Origin of the sequence: Morganella sp. HMSC11D09 (assembly GCF_001807955.1) — a bacterium.
GTDB lineage: Bacteria > Pseudomonadota > Gammaproteobacteria > Enterobacterales > Enterobacteriaceae > Morganella > Morganella morganii.
Window position 1 is genome coordinate 60827 of the sequence record NZ_KV791693.1, and the last position, 17733, is coordinate 78559.

A 17733-nucleotide genomic window follows, 5' to 3' on the forward strand; every position below is an offset into this window, starting at 1 on the left:
GTTACAGGTTATACCCTGTAATATTCTGTGACTATACGGAGAACGGATACCAATAACTGACGGTCAGCAGGAAAATAGCCACACCACCTGCCAGTGCGGTAACCGTCAGATAAAAACGAGTCCGTGGTACAGTTATTACCGGGTGCCGCCGGATATTACGGTAAAAACGAATCAGATCACCCGACAATACCAGCAGCAGAATGACCACCAGGAATTTACCGGCCAGGTATAATGAATCCCAAAATTCAGCAGAAACCGGCGGTTCCCGCAGGTTATTATTTATCCGTTGCACCAGTGTAATCCCGGTTGCTGTATACAACCACACACGGAAATAAAAACCGGCCAGCATTATCACGCTTGTCACTACTGTTTTATATCTCTTCATTTGTACTCTTTATACAGATAAAAAATCGCCGATACGGAACTAATAGTATTTTTGTGCTGTCAAAAACAGAGTAAAAACACACTACTTTAACACACTCATTAAGGACAACTGATGAAATCAGCCTATGTTATTGCTCCGCTCTTCTTATTAATGGCAGGATGCAGTCAGAATGCACGGACAGACCAGGCAGCAGAGAATACCAGGACATTATATATTGACTCTGAACTCGCCGATTGCGTGGGTGTTGCGCCGATGAAATGCATGAAAATAAAAGAATCCCCTGATGCAGAGTGGGAATTTTTCTATCAGAGCATCGACGGGTTTACTTATGAGCCGGGATACCAGTACCGGGTGTCCGTTAAAACAACGAATGTTCCGAATCCGCCTGCGGATGCACCCAATATCCGTTATCAGTTAATTTCCGTACTGAGTAAGGATCCTGTACCGGCGAAAGGTACAAACGTTGGTATGGCAAACCCGGCATCCGTTTATTGTGAACAATCCGGCGGTAAAACAGAAATCGTTAAAGCGGCATCCGGCTGGACCGGTTACTGTAATTTACCGGGCGGTGAGCGGGTCGACGAATGGACTTACTACCGTAAAAACCATAAATAAACAGATCAAAAAGAGCGGGAAACCCCGCTCTCTTTATGTATCCGGTATAACAAAAATTGTCTTTGTTATTTCACTAATTTACAGGTACGGCCTTTATCTTCGGCAACTTTGCCTTTCACCGCATCATCCTCTGAGATGCTGGCCAGATTCAGTTCATTTTTTCCGTTTGACCAAAGCTGGAAATTTTCGCCGACATAACGGGCACCGCTGGCAGCAACAGCTGCTTTCAGAACAATAATTTCATCGCTGTATACCATCACTGCAGTTTTGGCATCCGGGAAAGCAACTTTAATTTTTTGCCCGTCACAGTTATAGGTATCCGTTTTGGCCGCAAATGCAGGGCTTGCCAGTAATGCAGAAACTAACGCAACAGCAGACACAGACAGAATTTTACGCATCGAATGCTCCTGAAAACGAGCAATGCAACCGTTAATATTATTGCGCTTTGATTATGCACCCGCCATCAATAACCAATATAGGATATCTCTGTAATCCCGTTTCCCGGTTAATTTTTCCGCTGTTGCCCGGTGATATTTAAATCGCTATTCCGCCGAACGGTGCTATTATCAGTATAATTACGCAGACATTATTTAATCTTTATTACAGGCGGAGTTATACCAATGATAATATTCTCATCTCTGCGGCAGTTTATGCGTATTTATCAGTCACCGGCAGTATTGATATTGCATTTCATTATCATTATATCCGTTATTCTTCAGATTTTGATCAGCAACTGGATGTCTGTTTCCGTCACCGGCGTTATTCCCGCAAGCGGCTATCGCTTATTTTTTACCTGGCTGCATATTATTACCGGTCTTTCATTCTGGGTTTCCGGTACCCTGCTTATTGCTCTCTGCTTTCATCAGCGGGGAATAAAGCACTATTATCCGTGGGCTTTCGGCTGTTTTTCGCAGATAGCGGCAGACTGCCGCGCCCTGCTGCACGGGAAATTACCGGAATCCGCTCCCGGAGGTCTGGCAACCAGCGTTCAGGGGCTGGGTCTCGGTGCACTGGTACTGGTCGTGCTATCCGGTACAGCCTGGCTTATATTATGGGCGGCGGGGTCAGCTTATGCCGGTGAAATACGTAACCTGCACAAAACGCTGACGGGACTGATTGAAGCGTATATTATTGGTCATGGTGCAATGGGGTTATTGCATTTTATAGTCTGGCTGCGGAAAAAATCAGTTTATGATAATAATCAAACCCGTTGATGTTCTATCCGGAGATAATGTATCCTCAGCACCGCTGTAAAATAATAAGCCCCTCCGGGGCTTATTATTTTTACGGCAACAGCAGCTAGTCATTTTTCTTCAGATTCGCCACTAACTTTTCCAGCATCTCTGCTTTGTATAATACCGGTGCAATATTGCCGCTCTCAAGTAACGCATTAGACACGTCAGATAACTTAAAGCGTACTTCTTTCCCGACGATACCCACACGGCTCGCAATCAGCGGTTTATTTTTCGCTTCCGTACCGGTCATGAACACACTCATCGCCGCAATATTCGGGATCGGTAATTTACCTTTTTCCAGCACCAGCGTCATTTGCAGTTTCAGATCACCGGGAGCAGACTTTTTGGCCGACTGCAAACGTTTAATCGTTTCCGGCGTGATCATCACACCGGCATAGAGCTCGTCATTTGAAAAAATATAAATCCCGGCATTTACCGCCTTCATATCATCAGCGATAAACCCGACCCCGACAGGAACGATAAAACTGGCATAGGAATTAAATTTCTCTTTATAACATTCCTTGTATTCCGCACCGGAGAAGACAGCCGGCATCTGCTCTTTAATTCTGATAAGACTTTTTGATTCTTTCCGTGAATCTTCGAAATCATTACAGGCCGGTACTTCCACATTGATATTACCGGCGACCAGTTTGTGTTCATGAGAGACCAGGTCATCCGTATTTACCGTGGTTTCAACATCCACTTTACACCCTGCCAGAAATAAAACAGCGATCAGTACAGGAAGAATTTTTTTCATTTTTTCACCAATATGTATTTATGATTCATTTATTTAAACACACATGCAGTGAGATTAAAGCGATTCGGGAAGTTTTTGTGACAATGCAGATAAAAACGGGGTAATTGAAAAGCATATAACCGGAATTTTTTTAATAAATAACCCCGTATTGGCAGAATACTTAAATATGAAAGCCCGCAGCTTCGGGCATTCATATAATAATATTTACACCGGCATTGACATAATTTCCTGATAAGCAGCCACCAGTTTATTACGTACCTGAATACCCATTTGCAGGCTCAGGCTCGCTTTCTGCATGTCCACCATAACATCATTAAGGGAAATATCGGCTTTGCCGAGTGTGAAATCTTCCACCTTTTTTGCTGAATTAACGCGGGTGGTATTGATCTCATTCACTGCTGAGATCAGGTGATCACCAAACCCCGGTGCATCAACGACCGGTTTCGTCTGGCTTGCTGCCTGTGCTGCTGTTACATTCAGCTGGGAGACGACTCCCTCAATTGCCTGAATTGTCATGTTTTTTCTTCCGTTAACAGGGATAAATGTGCACTGCGGAAGCCATTTTCTGCTGAAAAAGACACCGGTCACATCCTATTGCCTGCATACCCTAACACACCCTTTTTAACTTGAAGCCCGTAAATAACACCAAAATCACAGGCTGATTCTGTCATTAGATTTGTTATTTGCAGGGAATAATAGCAGCGTAAAAAAGTGACGTTACAAAGAGGGAAATTACGTTGTTTCGCCAAAACTATTTTCACCCGTCAAATCTGCAAGGCAGGGAATGTTTATGAGTGCCGCACCACAAGACACCGGAGATACCAAAAAGGGATTCGCCCTGATTATTGACCGTATTAAGGCTGATCCGAAGGTTCCGCTGATGGTCGCCGGCGCGGCTGCAATCGCCGTTATTGTTGCGCTGTTCCTCTGGATGCGCAGCCCGGATTACCGCGTTCTGCTCAGTAACCTGAGTGCCAAAGACGGCGGCGATATTGTCAGTCAGCTGACACAAATGAATATGCCTTACCAGCTCGCGGATAACGGCAGTGCCATTCTGGTACCTGCTGATAAAGTGCATGAGCTGCGTCTTAAACTGGCTCAGGCCGGTCTGCCGAAAGGCGGGAATACCGGTTTTGAACTGCTGGATAAAGAGCAGTTCGGTATCAGTCAGTTCAGTGAACAGGTGAATTACCAGCGCGCCCTCGAAGGGGAACTGTCACGCACTATCGAATCACTCAGCCCGGTACAGACCGCGCGGGTGCATCTGGCGATCCCGAAACCGACCCTGTTTGTCCGCGAGCAGAAATCACCGACAGCCTCCGTCACCGTCGGATTGCTGCCGGGCCGCGCACTGGATGAAGGCCAGATCAGCGCAATTGTGCATATGGTCTCCGGCAGTGTGTCAGGATTAACCTCCTCCAACGTTATTATTGTTGACCAGACCGGACGTCTGCTGACAAACAATGATAACAGCCAGCAGTCTGTCAGCACGTCGCAGATGCGTCTGACCCAGGAAACCGAAGCACGTCTCAAGCAGCGTATTGAAGACCTGCTTGCCCCGCTGGTCGGCCGTGCCAACGTACAGGCGCAGGTAACCGCTCAGGTAGATTATTCCAAAGTCGAACAGACCGCCGAAGAATACAAACCAAACCAGCAGCCGGATTCCGCCGCTGTCCGCTCGCGTCAGAGCAGCCAGAGTCAGCAGAACAGCAACGGCGGCCCGGGCGGCGTGCCGGGGGCATTATCCAATCAGCCGGTCAGTGCCCCTTCCGCCCCTGTTGAAACAGCAAAAGCGGATACAAAAGATAACAAAAATGCATCTCCTGCCGATAATAAAAGTAACAGCAACATTAATTCGCAGAGTGATGAGACCACAAACTACGAAGTGGATCGCAAAATCAGTCATACCCAGCGCCAGATTGGCGTGGTTGACCGTCTCTCTGTCGCGGTAATTATTAACTGGCTGCCGCAGAAGAAAGAAGACGGCACCGAAGAAATGCAGCCGCTGCCGCCGGAAATGATTAAAGAGATTGAATCGCTGACCCGCGAAGCGATGGGGTATTCCGTCAGCCGCGGTGACAGCCTGAGCATAACCAACTCCCGCTTTACCGATGAAGGTCAGCTAACTGAAGAGCCGTCGCTCTTCACAAGCCCGGTCATCATTGCGCAGGCACTGGAGTACGGCAAGATCCTGCTGCTGTTACTGGTGGGCTGGCTGCTGTGGCGCAAAGGTATCAGACCGCAGTGGCAGCGTTACCGCAAAGCACAGCAGGCGGAAGCAGAAGCCCGTATGTTTAAGGCGACTCAGATGAAGACCCCGCTCGTGGCTGATGATGTTATCAGTGACGATATGGACGAGAAAACCCGCCGCCGCCTGACCCGTCAGCGTGTCAGCGCCGAAATTCAGAGTCAGCGTATCCGTGAGATGGCGGATAAAGATCCTCAGGTTGTGGCAATGGTTATCAGTCAGTGGTTAGGAAAAGCACAATGAATTTAAGCGGAACAGAAAAGAGCGCCGTCATGCTGATGACGCTCGGTGAGGACCAGGCCGCCGAGGTCTTTAAACACCTGAACAATAAAGAAGTCCAGCAGCTGAGTATGGCGGTCTCCAACATGCGTCAGGTCTCCAATGCCGAGCTGGCGGAAGTCCTGACGGAGTTTGAGGAAGCGGCGATTCAGTATGCGGCGCTGAACATCAATACCAATGATTATCTGCGTTCCGTGCTGGTTAAGGCGCTGGGTGAAGACCGCGCCGCCAGCCTGCTGGAAGATATCCTCGAGAAGCACGAAAGTGCGTCCGGGATCGAAAGCCTCAACTATATGGAGCCGCAGACTGTGGCCGATATTATCCGCGACGAACATCCGCAGATTATCGCCACCATCCTGGTGCATTTAAAACGCAACCTGGCCGCCGATGTGCTCGAACTGTTCGACGAACGCCAGCGCAACGACATCATGCTGCGTATCGCCACCTTTGGTGGTGTGCAGCCGGCGGCACTGGCGGAACTGACCGAAGTCCTCAACAATCTGCTGGACGGCCAGAACCTCAAGCGCAGCAAAATGGGTGGCGTGAGAACCGCAGCCGAGATCATCAACCTGATGAAAAGTCAGCAGGAAGAAGGTGTTATCGGGGCAATGCGCGATTACGACGGCGAACTGGCACAGCGGATTATCGACGAAATGTTCCTGTTCGAGAACCTTATCGAAGTGGACAACCGCAGTATCCAGCGCATCCTTCAGGATGTCTCCAACGACTCGCTGGTTATTGCACTGAAAGGCTGCAACGAAGAGCTGCGCGAACACTTCCTGCGCAATATGTCCACCCGTGCGGCTGAGATTGTCCGTGATGATCTGGAGTCCCGTTCACCGGTGCGTATGTCTCAGGTTGAGAATGAACAGAAATCTATTCTGCTGATTGTCCGCCGTCTGATGGAAACCGGCGAAATTGTGATTGGTGGTGGTGACGATGTCTATGTCTGATAAGGAAAACACCGGCCTGCCGTGGAAGCGCTGGCAGCCGCGGGAGCTGAATCAGTGGGATCTGAATTCCTCTGTGCTTCCTGCCCTGTCCGATGAGCCGGAACCGGAAAAACCCAAAGTACCCTGCCTGGAGCCGAAAGAGGTGCTCGAGCAGATCAATCTGCTGGATAATCTGAAAGAAGAGGCGCAGCGCAGCGGTTTTCAGTCCGGCCATGAGCAGGGACAGAAAGCCGGTTATGATGCCGGATTTACTCAGGGTCTGCAGGACGGCGCTGAACAGGGCCGTCAGCAGGTACTGGCAGAACAGCAACCGGTCACGGAAGCGTGGCAGAAACTGTTATCCGAGTTCAGTTATTCTCTCGACAGTTTTGACAGCGTGGTAACCACCAAACTGCTGCAGATTGCCCTGACCGCCGCCCGCCAGGTGCTCGGTCAGCCTGCCGTCTGTGACGGAACCGCACTGCTCGAAGAGATCAGCCGCCTGCTTCAGCAGAAACCGCTGTTTGCCGGTCAGCCGGAGCTGCGGGTCAACCCGGCACATGTTGAGATGATCGAGCAGCATATCGGTACCCAGCTCAGTCTGAACGGCTGGCGTCTGGTACCGGATCCGCAGCTGCATGCGGGCGGATGCCGTGTGGTGGCGGATGACGGCGAAATCGATATGAGTGTCGCCACCCGCTGGCAGGAGCTGTGCCGGTTATACGCGCCGGAGACCTTGTTATGACCGCGCGGATTGGCCGCTGGATAGGCGCACTGGAAGGTTTTGAATCCCGGATGTCCGGCGTGGCGATGACCCGCCATTACGGACGTCTGACCAAAATCACCGGGCTGGTGATGGAAGCCGAGGGCATCAAAATGCCGCTCGGCGCCACCTGTTTTATCGAGCGCGTGATCAACGGGAACACCGAAGAAGTTATCTGTGAAGTGGTCGGTTTTAACGGGCCGCGTATGCTGCTGATGCCGCTGGCAGAGCTGGAAGGTATCGCGCCGGGTGCCCGTGTCTATGCGCAATCCACCGGAAGCGGCGGGCAGACCAGCCGCCAGCTGCCGCTGGGTGATGAACTGCTCGGCCGTATCCTTGATGCCTCCGGTAACCCGCTGGACGGCAAAGGGCCGCTGGAAGCCAAAATCCGCGCCCCGCTGATTACGCCGCCAATCAACCCGCTGGAACGGTCGCCGATTAACAGTGTGCTGGATGTCGGTGTCCGCGCTATCAACGCCCTTCTGACCGTCGGACGTGGTCAGCGTATGGGGCTGTTTGCCGGTTCCGGTGTCGGGAAAAGTGTGCTGCTCGGCATGATGGCGCGTTTCACACAGGCGGACATTATTGTGGTCGGGCTGATTGGTGAGCGCGGCCGCGAAGTAAAAGATTTTATCGAGAACATCCTCGGCGCGGAAGGACTTCAGCGTGCGGTGGTTGTCGCGGCACCGGCGGACGTTTCCCCGCTGCTGCGGATGCAGGGTGCCTCCTATGCCACGCGGATCGCGGAATATTACCGTGATCTGGGTCGCAATGTGCTGTTAATTATGGATTCACTGACCCGTTACAGTATGGCACAGCGTGAAATTGCGCTCGCCATCGGAGAACCGCCGGCGACAAAAGGCTATCCTCCGTCGGTGTTCGCAAAATTACCGGCACTGGTCGAACGGGCAGGCAACGGTAAAAACGGCGGTTCTGTCACCGCGTTTTACACTGTACTGACCGAAGGGGATGACCAGCAGGATCCGATCGCTGACTCCGCACGGGCCATTCTTGACGGCCATATCGTGCTTTCGCGTTCCCTGGCGGAATCCGGACACTACCCTGCTATCGATATCGAAGCCTCCATCAGCCGTGCCATGACCGAGCTGATTGAGAAAAGCCATTACCGGAAAATTCAGCGTTTCAAACAGCTGACCTCCGCTTACCAGCGCAACCGCGATCTGATTAATGTCGGTGCCTACGCGGCAGGCAGTGACCCGATGCTGGATGAGGCCATTCAGCTGTTCCCGTATATGGCGAAGTTTCTGCAGCAGGATATCGATGAGCGCTGTGACTACCCGGCCGCCTGTGAGCAGCTCAGTCAGGTGATACCGGACGCATAACGAGGTCGTCAATGTCAAACACGCATGCACTCACCACGTTGTTAAATTTAGCTGAAGAGGCCGCCGAAGAGGCGGCTAAAGTGCTGGCGCAGGTTCGTCAGACCCACACACAGATGAGTCAGCAACTGACCATGCTGGAGAATTATCAGGCTGATTACCGGCAGAAGCTGAATCAGACACTGCATACCGGGATGGCTGCCGATAAATGGCAGAACTATCAGCAGTTTCTGGTCACTCTCGAACTGACCATTGAACAGCAGCAGGGTCAGCTGAACCTGTGGGAGCAGCGCGTCAGTGATGCCAACCGCCACTGGCAGGAAAAACAACAGCGCGTCAATGCCTTCGATCCTCTGATCCGCCGTGCGGATCATGCAAAAAATCAACGACAAAACCGGCTGGAGCAAAAGCAGATGGATGAATTTGCCCAGCGTGCGACTTTATGGAGAACCCGTTAATGGATGTCAATGCCGGTACCAAAGTGGTCAGTTCTGCTGACAACGCATTGAATAAACAGGAATCACCGCGTGCGGAAGATGCACAGGCAACCGCCCTGCCGTTTCAGGCCGTAATGGATGCACAGCAGCCGCGCCCGGAAAAACCGGCACAGGCTGTACATGCGGTAAAACAGACCCGTAATGACACTGCCGCGCATAAACAGGCCGCAGAGGGTAAAGCGGTCTCCGCACAGGAAAAACAGACCGGTGCCGACACCATGGCACAACTGAATTTCTCTCGCCGCCTTGCCGGGGATGCTGCCGCTCCTGAGCTGGATGCAAAATTGCTGACCAGCGGGGATGATGCACCTGCATTACCGCAAACAGAAGGTGAAACGGACAATGCCCTGCCCGCGGCACTGAAAGAGCGCCTGAGCGGACGGGACAGCCGCGCGGCGGAGAAACCGGCCGCGGACACAAAGCTGCAGATTGATGACAGCGGGAAAAACGTCACCAAAACCACAGAGCTGCCGGAAGACATACTGGCTAAAACCGGTAATAAACCGCTGATCACGGATGAAAATAACGACGCACGCACCCTGTTTACGGATGACAAATCCAAACCGCGTGTGGATCAGCCGCGTTTTTCACTGACCGATGCACAGAAACCGGACCCGAAAGCACTGCCGGAGGATTTTTTACCGCTGAATAAGAAATCCGCTGACACTTCCGTGCCGTTATCGCTGGCGTCCGCCACTGATACCACCGGTGCGGATAACAGCAAAAGCGCATTCAGTATCAAAACAGAAAGCAGTGCCTTTCAGACTGTCACCGCACCGGGCAGCCATACTGCCGTCCAGAGCCCGGTACTGATGCCGGCGGCGGCTCAGAGTACCGCCGCGCAGACCAATGCCCCGGTGGCTCAGCCGTCCATGCAGCTGACCGCGCAGCTCGGCAGTGAACTGTGGCAGCAGCAGGTCAGCCAGAATATGATCTATTTCTCCCGTCAGGGATTACAGCAGGCACAGCTGCGTCTGCATCCGGAAGATCTGGGCTCTCTGAATATCCATCTTAAAATTGAGGATAATCAGGCGGTGATGCACTTTGTCTCCCCGCACAGCCACGTCCGTGCCGCGATGGAATCTATGATGCCGGTGCTGCGCAACGCCCTTCAGGAGAGCGGGATCCACCTGGCGCAAAGCTCCGTCGGACAGGAGTATCACGGTAATCAGCAGGGTTCCGGTGATGATCGTCACAGCGGCGGCAGTGCTGATGGTATTACGTCTGCCGGAAGCATCAGCGGCGTGAATGTCAGCACAGATACCCCTGTCCGCCCGTCAGCACTTCATGACGCCCGCGCCCGCGGCGGGATCGATACCTTCGCCTGATTCCTGTACATAACGGCGGTACCGGGGGCTAAAGCCCCGAGTTACCGCCTTTTTGTTTCGTTTTTCCCCCCTTTAGTCCTTCAGAAGCACGCCATAATGGGTGGGCTTACAGAGTATGAAACCCCTGCCGGGTTTTGCTATCAAGAAATAGGAATTCAGTTAACATGTCGTCTTCACGCAATGCCTCAAAAGGTTCCAATACCGGGTTACTGGTTATTTTCGCCCTGATTGCCCTCGCAGGAGCAGGTTTCGGGGGTTACAGCTGGTGGTCTTCTCACCAGGAGAGTACCACCGCCGGTACCGCAGACGAGAAACGGGCCAATATGCCTGAGCCTATCTTTATGGGCATTGAACCGTTTACCGTGAATCTTCCCGGTATGAATAACGGCCGTGATCGTGTGCTGTATATTGATATGACACTGCGTCTGGCCAACGAGCGTTCCCGCAAACAGCTCCATGAGTATCTGCCGGAAGTCCGCAGCCGCCTGTTACTTCTGCTCTCACAGCAGTCCCCGCAGATACTCGGAACCCATGACGGCAAACTTCAGCTGATGAAGGCAGTTAAAACCACCTTAGCCCCGACCGTGGTACAGGGACAGCCGGATCAGGAAATTTCGGATGTGTTATTCACCACCTTTATTCTCCGGTAAAACTGATGAGCGATAATATTTTATCTCAGGCAGAGATAGACGCGCTGCTCAATGGTGACTCGCCGTCAGAGCCGCAGCCTGCCGACACAGCACTCAATAAAGGTAAGGACAAAGTCCGTCCTTATGACCCGAATACCCAGCGCCGCGTTATCCGCGAGCGTATGCAGTCCCTGGAAATTATTAACGAGCGTTTTGCCCGTCAGTTCCGGATGGGATTGTTCAACATGCTGCGCCGCAGTCCTGATATCACTGTCGGTGGTATCAAAATTGAACCTTATCATGAATTTGCCCGTAACCTGCCGGTGCCGACCAACCTGAACCTTGTGCATATGCCGCCGCTGCGCGGAACCGCACTGTTCACCTTTGAACCGGCGCTGGTCTATATCGCTGTCGATAACCTGTTCGGCGGTGACGGCCGTTTTCCGGTCCGTTCCGAAGGCCGGGAATTCACCAACACCGAACAGCGCATTATCCACCGTATGCTGAAACTGGCACTGAACGCTTACCGCGATGCGTGGAAGCCGATTGCTGAAGTGGATGTGGAATATGTGCGCTCAGAAATGCAGGTGAAATTCACCAATATCACCACCTCCCCCAACGATATCGTGGTCACCACCTCCTTCCTGGTGGAGATCGGTAATACCGTGGGTGAGCTGAGCATCTGTATTCCGATTGCCATGATTGAACCGATCCGCGAGCGGCTGATTAACCCGCCGATGGAGCACGGTCACCAGGAAAATGAAGCCTGGGTATCCAGCCTGGTGACACAGGTGAAGCATTCCGAGCTGGAGCTGGTCGCGAATTTTGCTGAAATCCCGCTGCGGATTTCAAAATTACTGCAACTGCAGAAAGGGGATGTGATCCCGGTGGAGAAACCGGATCGCCTGATTGTCAGTGTGGACGGCGTACCGGTACTGACCAGTCAGTACGGCACCCGGGACGGCCAGTATGCATTGCGTGTGGAACATTTGATTAATCCTGTATTAAACACTCTGGACGAGGAAAAAACCAATGAGTGAGGCGAACAACACTCCTGATATGAACCCGGAACACGATGGCGAGTCTCTGTGGGCAGAGGCAATGGAACAACAAAAAAAAGCAGAAACCGGGAACAACCAGGCGTTTGATAATCTCGACAGCCAGAATCCGCTGAATCAGCTGTCTGATATCAATCTGATTATGGATATCCCTGTCCGTCTCTCTGTGGAACTGGGCCGGACAAAAATGACCATCAAGAAGCTGCTGAGTTTATCCCAGGGTTCTGTGGTAGCGCTGGACGGGCTGGCCGGTGAGCCGCTGGATATCCTGATCAACGGTTATCTGATTGCCCAGGGTGAAGTGGTGGTGGTCTCTGACAATTACGGTATCCGCATCACGGATATTATCACCCCGTCTGAACGTATGCGCCGCCTGAGCCGCTGATATGACACCGACCGCATCCGGCACCCCTGTTTTACCGGCCGCAGAGAAAACGGCAGATAATGCCGTTTTTTCTTCCGTCGCCCTGCCGCCGCCCGCAGTGGGTTCTCAGGCGATTAACAGCACGGACAGCCTGATTCAGGTGTCCGGCGCACTCAGCGGCATTATTCTGCTGATCCTGGGACTGACCTGGTTTGTCCGCAAATTCGGCTTTACCGCAAAACTGGCCGGCAAAAATCCGCTGCTGAATATCAGAAGCACCTGTTCTCTGGGAAACAAAGAACGGCTGGTGGTGGCGGAGATTCAGGGTGAATGGCTGGTTCTGGGTGTGACCGCACAGTCGGTTAATCTGCTGCACCGCTGTCCGGCTGACCCGGCGGCGGTAACTGATGCCCCTTCCGCCTTTCAGGCACTGCTGAAAACCAAACGTACCGCAAATAAAGATGCGGTACCGGCTGACGAACCACGCTGAGATTTTTCATGATGTCATTGCTCAAACGCGCCATTCCCGCACTCGCTCTGTTTCTGCTGGTTCCGCAGGCGCAGGCTTCACTGCCGGGCGTCGTCAGTCATGTGCTGCCGGACGGCGGCCAGAGCTGGTCTCTGCCGGTTCAGACCCTGCTGTTTCTGACACTGCTGGGCTTTATCCCTGCTCTGCTGCTGATGACCACCAGTTTTACCCGCATCATTATTGTGCTGGGTTTATTACGCAACGCACTCGGGACACCGTCCGCACCGCCGAACCAGGTTCTGCTGGGACTGGCCCTGTTTCTGACGTTTTTCGTGATGTCACCGGTGTTCGATAAAGTCTACGAAGATGCTTACCGTCCGTTCAGTGAAGACAAAATCAGCCTGGAAACGGCACTGGATCGCGGTACTGCACCACTGCGCACATTTATGCTCGGCCAGACACGCGAAAACGACCTGGCACTGTTTGCCCGTATCGCCAAAGTGGGTGAAATTCAGGAAGCCAAAGATGTGCCGATGCGCATTCTGATCCCGGCCTTTATCACCAGTGAGCTGAAAACCGCCTTCCAGATTGGTTTCACGCTGTTTATTCCGTTCCTGATTATTGACCTCGTGGTTGCCAGTGTACTGATGGCACTCGGGATGATGATGGTACCGCCCGCCACGGTTTCGCTGCCCTTTAAGCTGATGCTTTTTGTGCTGGTGGATGGCTGGCAGTTACTGCTCGGTTCGTTATCACAAAGCTTTTTTTAGTCGGGAGAGGATATGACACCGGAATCCGTAATGGCGATGGGCACCGAAGCCATGAAAATCGCCCTGATGCTGGCCGCACCGCTGCTGCTGGCCGCCCTGGCAGCCGGTCTGCTGATAAGTCTGTTACAGGCCGCCACTCAGGTGAATGAGATGACCCTGTCATTCATTCCGAAAATTCTGTCTGTTATCAGTGTGATTGTGATTGCCGGTCCGTGGATGCTCAATCTGCTCACTGACTATATGCGTGCACTGTTAACCAATCTGCCGTTTATCATCGGCTGATCTATGTTAAGTATCACCAGTGAAACACTGACGCTGTGGCTGAGCCAGGGATTCTACCCGTTTATCCGGGTGCTGGCATTGCTGGGTACGGCACCGTTTTTCAATGAAAAACAATCAATCAGTAAGGTGCGGGTGATGCTGGCCTTTTTCACTGTTCTGATTGTCTCCCCGCAACTGCCGGTGGTAAATATCCCGCTGTTTTCCGCCCCCGGTCTGTGGGTGATTTTACAGCAGGTGGTGATAGGTGTGGCGATGGGACTGACCATGCAGATGGCGTTTGCCGCTGTCCGTCACGCCGGGGAAGTGATCGGTCTTCAGATGGGCTTATCCTTCGCCACCTTCTTTGACCCGAGCGGCGGGCCGAACATGCCGATTCTGGCACGTATCCTGAACCTTATCACTCTGCTGCTGTTTCTCGCATTTGACGGACACCTGTGGCTTATCCATATTGTGATAAGCTCATTTGACCTCATTCCTGTGCAGGTCACCCCGCTTAACCGCGAAGGGTTCCGCATGCTGGTACAGTCGGCTAACCATATTTTTCTCAACGGGTTAATGCTGGCGCTGCCGTTTATCACCCTGTTCCTGATTCTTAACCTCGCATTGGGTATTCTGAACCGGATGACACCGCAGCTTTCTGTGTTTGTGGTGGGTTTTCCGCTGACGCTGACCGTCGGCATCAGCATGCTGGGCCTGATCATCTCCGTCCTGCCGGGCTTTACCGAGCGGGTCATTCATCAGGCGTTTGAGCAGCTCTCACTGATTTTTAATCTGTTTGCCTCTCCGTAACCTGACCTGACTCATATCCGGTGTCAGGGCAGCATAAGTATCCGCTTATCTCCCTTAAATAAAAAACCGGTAATCACCGAGAAAGTGATTACCGGATCCGGTAATGGCGTACAAATGAATATTGCTGTGTATAATCCGGAAAACGACTTGAGAAATAACACGGTTACCAATTTCCTGCTGAATAACCTCCGTCCACCGGCATTACAGTGCCGTTAATATAGTCAGATTTCAGCAGAAAACGAATGCTTTCTATAATATCATTAATGGTTCCGACTTTATCCGCCGGTGAGACTAAATTAATAAAATCCTGATTGAGTTCTGTATTCAGCGGGGACTCAATATACCCCGGTGCTACCGCATTAACGCGGATATTTTTCTTTGCATACTCCAGCGCCAGTGCTCTGACCAGTCCGTGCACGCCTTCCTTTGCCAGGACACTCAGTGCAGCCGGTATTTTCTGCGACGGTTGCAGGGCAATACAGGAGGTTACCACGATAATTTTACCACCGTGATTTTTCAACATGTTTTTAATCGCCAATTGACTCAGATTAAATAAACTATAAATATTACTGTTTATTAAATGCATGAAATCATCCGGTGTCGTTTTTTCATAAGTTTTGCTGAGAAAAGCACCGGAATTATGAATAATAATATCGATATTTCCGAAGCGAATAATACCCTGCTGCATCAGTTGTCCGGCAAAATCAGTACAGTGACTTTCACCGGTCACGGGTAAAAATGCGGTTTTATTATCCAGTTCCTGCAAAAAACTCTGCATGTGTTCATCGCTGCTGAATATGCCGATCACATTGTAGTGTTCATCAAGCAGTGTTCTGACTAACGCTTTCCCCAGACAACTTTCTGCATCGGTAATGACGGCAGTCCGCTGTTGTGGTTTCATAAATAGCCTTCGATTATGATTTATTACTTGCAATTGATGTAAATTATTATATTTCTTCATTGCGTGAAATAAACTACTCTGATATCACTTCATTACCAACCTGAGGTTAATAATGCCGCGTCATTTTGATGATTTGATGCTGGGTACACTGGAACTATTCTGCCGTGCCGCCGAACTGCAAAGCTTTTCACAGGCAGCACAGGTACTGAATATTTCTCCGGCTGCGGTCAGCAAAACCATTGCGAGGCTGGAACAGAAGCTGGGCAGTCCGCTGTTTGTCAGAACCACCCGCCATGTGCGGCTGACAGAAGCGGGAGAACAATACCTCAGCTATTGCAGGACAGCGCTGGACGCGATGTATGATGCAGAGAATGCCCTGCTGGACATGAAAACCATTCCGGCCGGGAAAATCCGTGTTTGCCTGCCCAATGATTACGCCTATCTGAAAGTGTTTCCGCTGATGCCGAAATTCCGCCGCCGTTATCCGCAAATCGAGGTCGACTTTCATCTCCGCTTCCGCATTCCGCGCCAGGAAAGCACGGATTGCGATATCGTCATGACCAGCTGGCTGAATTACCTGCCCGACTGGATAGCCACCCCGGTTGATTTTGCTATGTTCCGGATTTATGCCTCACCGGATTATCTGAAAAAGGCACCGCCGCTGAATACCCCGGAAGATCTCCGCCATCACAACTGCCTGCAGATGCATTTGCAGGAACAGACCAGACCACTGCGCTGGCCACTGGTGATAAACAATAAGATTGAACATATCGAAACCCGTGGTGACGCTGCATTTTATGAGGATGTGATGGCCGCATACTATATGGCGGTATCCGGTAACGGCGTCGCAATAATGCATGACTTTATTGCCCGCAAAGCCGTGGCAAACGGGCAACTGGTTCCGGTACTGGAGCCCTGGACTACCGTATCCCATATTTATCATATTGCCTGCCCGGCAGACGCACGCAAATCTCCGCGTATCCGCGCATTCATTGATTTTCTGACAGAAGAACTGCGGCCGGCCGGCGCTTTTCCGGAACATTCGGTGATAGTCCCTGTCCGCTGACTTGTATCCGGCACAAAAAAAGGCCGTCGCAGTGACGGCCAAAGGAATTCAGTACTAAAACCGGATAATTTAACGACTGAACAGTGACATACTGTTGAGATCTTTAAAAATATCCTGTGAGGCCTGGAACAGCGCCATTTCTTTTTGATAATCCGATACCGTGCTGGTCCAGTCCGTGTGAAGCAGGCTGCTCAGACGGCTTTCATTCTGGATCCGGCGGGTCTGTGACAGGAAGTCCAGGCTGTCGATTTCCTGTAACTGCAAGCCTTGTTTCGCTTCAATATTGGAGATTTTATCCATCCCGGCTTTAATACCGCGGTTTGCTTCATCCATCCCGGCTCTGGCTCTGTCCAGATCAGCCTGTGAGGCATTCTGCTGAGGAATTTTCAGTGCTTCCAGACCTTTGTTGATCGCAGTAAACATATCAGCGACTTTTTCACCTTTCGCGTTTGTCGTGGTGACAAACACTTCCGAACCGGCAAAATAGCTGATCATTTCACGATCACTGCCCACGTTCTGGGTAATGGATTTATCGCCGCCTTTGTAAAGCACATCGCCGGTCGTTGCATCCACTTCAAACGGTGGCGTATCTGATTCATAACCACCAAAAATATAACGGCCGTTACCGTCAGTCGTGTTACCCAGAGACACCAGCTGATCTTTCAGCCCCTGCAGCTGTTCTGCCAGTGATGCACGGTCGTTATCGCTGAGCGCACCCTGGTTGGAGGCCTGGATAACCGTTGAATCCATCTGTGTGGATACTTCATTCATCTGGGTGAGAATGCTCATCTGCAATGTCATCCCGGTTTTGGCATAGCCGCGAGTGGATGCATATTGCTGATTGCGGTTCTCAGACTGAGTGACACGCACCGCCTGCGCGGATGCCTGCGGGTCATCTGACGGTTTGCTGACACGCTGACCGGACGCCAGTTTACTGCCTGCTTCCATCCAGCGGGCGGTGGCATTGTTCATATCCGACACACGCTGACTGAACATTAAATTGGTGCTGAAACGCATGATAATTTC

At 51.7% G+C, this 17733-nt stretch carries 22 protein-coding genes; 16 read left to right on the top strand and 6 right to left on the bottom strand.

What is annotated here, in order from left to right; translation table 11 throughout:
- Window positions 1-31: 31 nt before the first annotated feature.
- Window positions 32-292, bottom strand: coding sequence for a hypothetical protein (locus HMPREF3119_RS11355; protein WP_226890186.1), 261 nt, complete (start codon window positions 290-292; stop codon window positions 32-34).
- Window positions 293-496: 204 nt separating this feature from the next.
- Between HMPREF3119_RS11355 and HMPREF3119_RS11360 the strand changes: the two genes are divergently transcribed.
- Complete coding sequence (locus tag HMPREF3119_RS11360) at window positions 497-1000, top strand: DUF4377 domain-containing protein (RefSeq protein ID WP_004240055.1); 504 nt, start codon at window positions 497-499, stop codon at window positions 998-1000.
- Window positions 1001-1065: 65 nt separating this feature from the next.
- On the opposite strand, the gene HMPREF3119_RS11365 is transcribed toward HMPREF3119_RS11360, so the two are convergent.
- Window positions 1066-1398 carry an MliC family protein gene (locus tag HMPREF3119_RS11365; protein ID WP_070579761.1) on the bottom strand — a complete coding sequence of 111 codons (333 nt, stop codon included), beginning with the start codon at window positions 1396-1398 and terminating at the stop codon, window positions 1066-1068.
- A gap of 222 nt (window positions 1399-1620) precedes the next feature.
- Between HMPREF3119_RS11365 and HMPREF3119_RS11370 the strand changes: the two genes are divergently transcribed.
- On the top strand, window positions 1621-2214 hold the full coding sequence (locus tag HMPREF3119_RS11370) for a cytochrome b/b6 domain-containing protein (RefSeq protein WP_070579763.1): 594 nt from the start codon (window positions 1621-1623) through the stop codon (window positions 2212-2214).
- Between the two features lie 85 nt (window positions 2215-2299).
- On the opposite strand, the gene HMPREF3119_RS11375 is transcribed toward HMPREF3119_RS11370, so the two are convergent.
- The gene (locus tag HMPREF3119_RS11375) at window positions 2300-2992 is read right to left on the bottom strand and encodes a DUF7424 family protein (protein ID WP_036418438.1); all 693 of its coding nucleotides are present in this window, start codon (window positions 2990-2992) and stop codon (window positions 2300-2302) included.
- Window positions 2993-3196: 204 nt separating this feature from the next.
- Window positions 3197-3508 (bottom strand): flagellar hook-basal body complex protein FliE, encoded by a 312-nt coding sequence (gene fliE, locus HMPREF3119_RS11380; RefSeq protein ID WP_004236811.1) that lies wholly within the window; start codon window positions 3506-3508, stop codon window positions 3197-3199.
- A 274-nt stretch (window positions 3509-3782) separates the two neighbouring features.
- Between fliE and fliF the strand changes: the two genes are divergently transcribed.
- From fliF to fliR, 13 genes are all read left to right on the top strand, one after another.
- Window positions 3783-5483 (top strand): flagellar basal-body MS-ring/collar protein FliF, encoded by a 1701-nt coding sequence (fliF, locus tag HMPREF3119_RS11385; protein WP_036418440.1) that lies wholly within the window; start codon window positions 3783-3785, stop codon window positions 5481-5483.
- On the top strand, window positions 5480-6472 hold the full coding sequence (fliG, locus tag HMPREF3119_RS11390; protein WP_004236813.1) for a flagellar motor switch protein FliG: 993 nt from the start codon (window positions 5480-5482) through the stop codon (window positions 6470-6472). Before fliF ends, fliG begins: the two co-directional genes overlap by 4 nt.
- On the top strand, window positions 6465-7196 hold the full coding sequence (fliH, locus tag HMPREF3119_RS11395; RefSeq protein WP_036418442.1) for a flagellar assembly protein FliH: 732 nt from the start codon (window positions 6465-6467) through the stop codon (window positions 7194-7196). The genes fliG and fliH overlap by 8 nt, the downstream gene beginning before the upstream one ends.
- The gene (fliI, locus tag HMPREF3119_RS11400; RefSeq protein ID WP_004236815.1) at window positions 7193-8557 is read left to right on the top strand and encodes a flagellar protein export ATPase FliI; all 1365 of its coding nucleotides are present in this window, start codon (window positions 7193-7195) and stop codon (window positions 8555-8557) included. Before fliH ends, fliI begins: the two co-directional genes overlap by 4 nt.
- Before the next feature lie 11 nt (window positions 8558-8568).
- Entirely contained in the window at window positions 8569-9012 is a 444-nt protein-coding gene (gene fliJ / locus HMPREF3119_RS11405) for a flagellar export protein FliJ (RefSeq protein WP_070579766.1), read from the top strand.
- The gene (locus tag HMPREF3119_RS11410) at window positions 8997-10379 is read left to right on the top strand and encodes a flagellar hook-length control protein FliK (RefSeq protein ID WP_246829273.1); all 1383 of its coding nucleotides are present in this window, start codon (window positions 8997-8999) and stop codon (window positions 10377-10379) included. Before fliJ ends, HMPREF3119_RS11410 begins: the two co-directional genes overlap by 16 nt.
- A 164-nt stretch (window positions 10380-10543) precedes the next feature.
- Window positions 10544-11029 carry a flagellar basal body-associated protein FliL gene (gene fliL / locus HMPREF3119_RS11415; protein ID WP_004236818.1) on the top strand — a complete coding sequence of 162 codons (486 nt, stop codon included), beginning with the start codon at window positions 10544-10546 and terminating at the stop codon, window positions 11027-11029.
- A gap of 5 nt (window positions 11030-11034) precedes the next feature.
- Complete coding sequence (gene fliM / locus HMPREF3119_RS11420) at window positions 11035-12048, top strand: flagellar motor switch protein FliM (protein ID WP_004236819.1); 1014 nt, start codon at window positions 11035-11037, stop codon at window positions 12046-12048.
- Entirely contained in the window at window positions 12041-12451 is a 411-nt protein-coding gene (fliN, locus tag HMPREF3119_RS11425; RefSeq protein ID WP_004240045.1) for a flagellar motor switch protein FliN, read from the top strand. Before fliM ends, fliN begins: the two co-directional genes overlap by 8 nt.
- Window position 12452: 1 nt before the next feature.
- Window positions 12453-12920 (top strand): flagellar biosynthetic protein FliO, encoded by a 468-nt coding sequence (fliO, locus tag HMPREF3119_RS11430; protein WP_032098790.1) that lies wholly within the window; start codon window positions 12453-12455, stop codon window positions 12918-12920.
- Window positions 12921-12931: 11 nt separating this feature from the next.
- Complete coding sequence (gene fliP / locus HMPREF3119_RS11435) at window positions 12932-13669, top strand: flagellar type III secretion system pore protein FliP (protein ID WP_370531218.1); 738 nt, start codon at window positions 12932-12934, stop codon at window positions 13667-13669.
- 12 nt (window positions 13670-13681) lie between these two features.
- Window positions 13682-13951: a flagellar biosynthesis protein FliQ gene (gene fliQ, locus HMPREF3119_RS11440; protein ID WP_004236823.1), complete on the top strand. Its 270-nt coding sequence runs from the start codon at window positions 13682-13684 to the stop codon at window positions 13949-13951.
- Window positions 13952-13954: 3 nt separating this feature from the next.
- Window positions 13955-14740: a flagellar biosynthetic protein FliR gene (gene fliR, locus HMPREF3119_RS11445; RefSeq protein ID WP_004236824.1), complete on the top strand. Its 786-nt coding sequence runs from the start codon at window positions 13955-13957 to the stop codon at window positions 14738-14740.
- A gap of 163 nt (window positions 14741-14903) precedes the next feature.
- Here fliR and HMPREF3119_RS11450 read toward each other — a convergent pair whose 3' ends face one another.
- The gene (locus tag HMPREF3119_RS11450; RefSeq protein WP_004236826.1) at window positions 14904-15641 is read right to left on the bottom strand and encodes an SDR family NAD(P)-dependent oxidoreductase; all 738 of its coding nucleotides are present in this window, start codon (window positions 15639-15641) and stop codon (window positions 14904-14906) included.
- A gap of 112 nt (window positions 15642-15753) precedes the next feature.
- Here HMPREF3119_RS11450 and HMPREF3119_RS11455 point away from each other — a divergent pair, with 112 nt between their 5' ends.
- Entirely contained in the window at window positions 15754-16707 is a 954-nt protein-coding gene (locus tag HMPREF3119_RS11455; RefSeq protein ID WP_032098791.1) for a LysR family transcriptional regulator, read from the top strand.
- Between the two features lie 69 nt (window positions 16708-16776).
- On the opposite strand, the gene flgL is transcribed toward HMPREF3119_RS11455, so the two are convergent.
- Entirely contained in the window at window positions 16777-17724 is a 948-nt protein-coding gene (gene flgL, locus HMPREF3119_RS11460; RefSeq protein ID WP_004236829.1) for a flagellar hook-associated protein FlgL, read from the bottom strand.
- Between the last annotated feature and the right edge of the window lie 9 nt (window positions 17725-17733).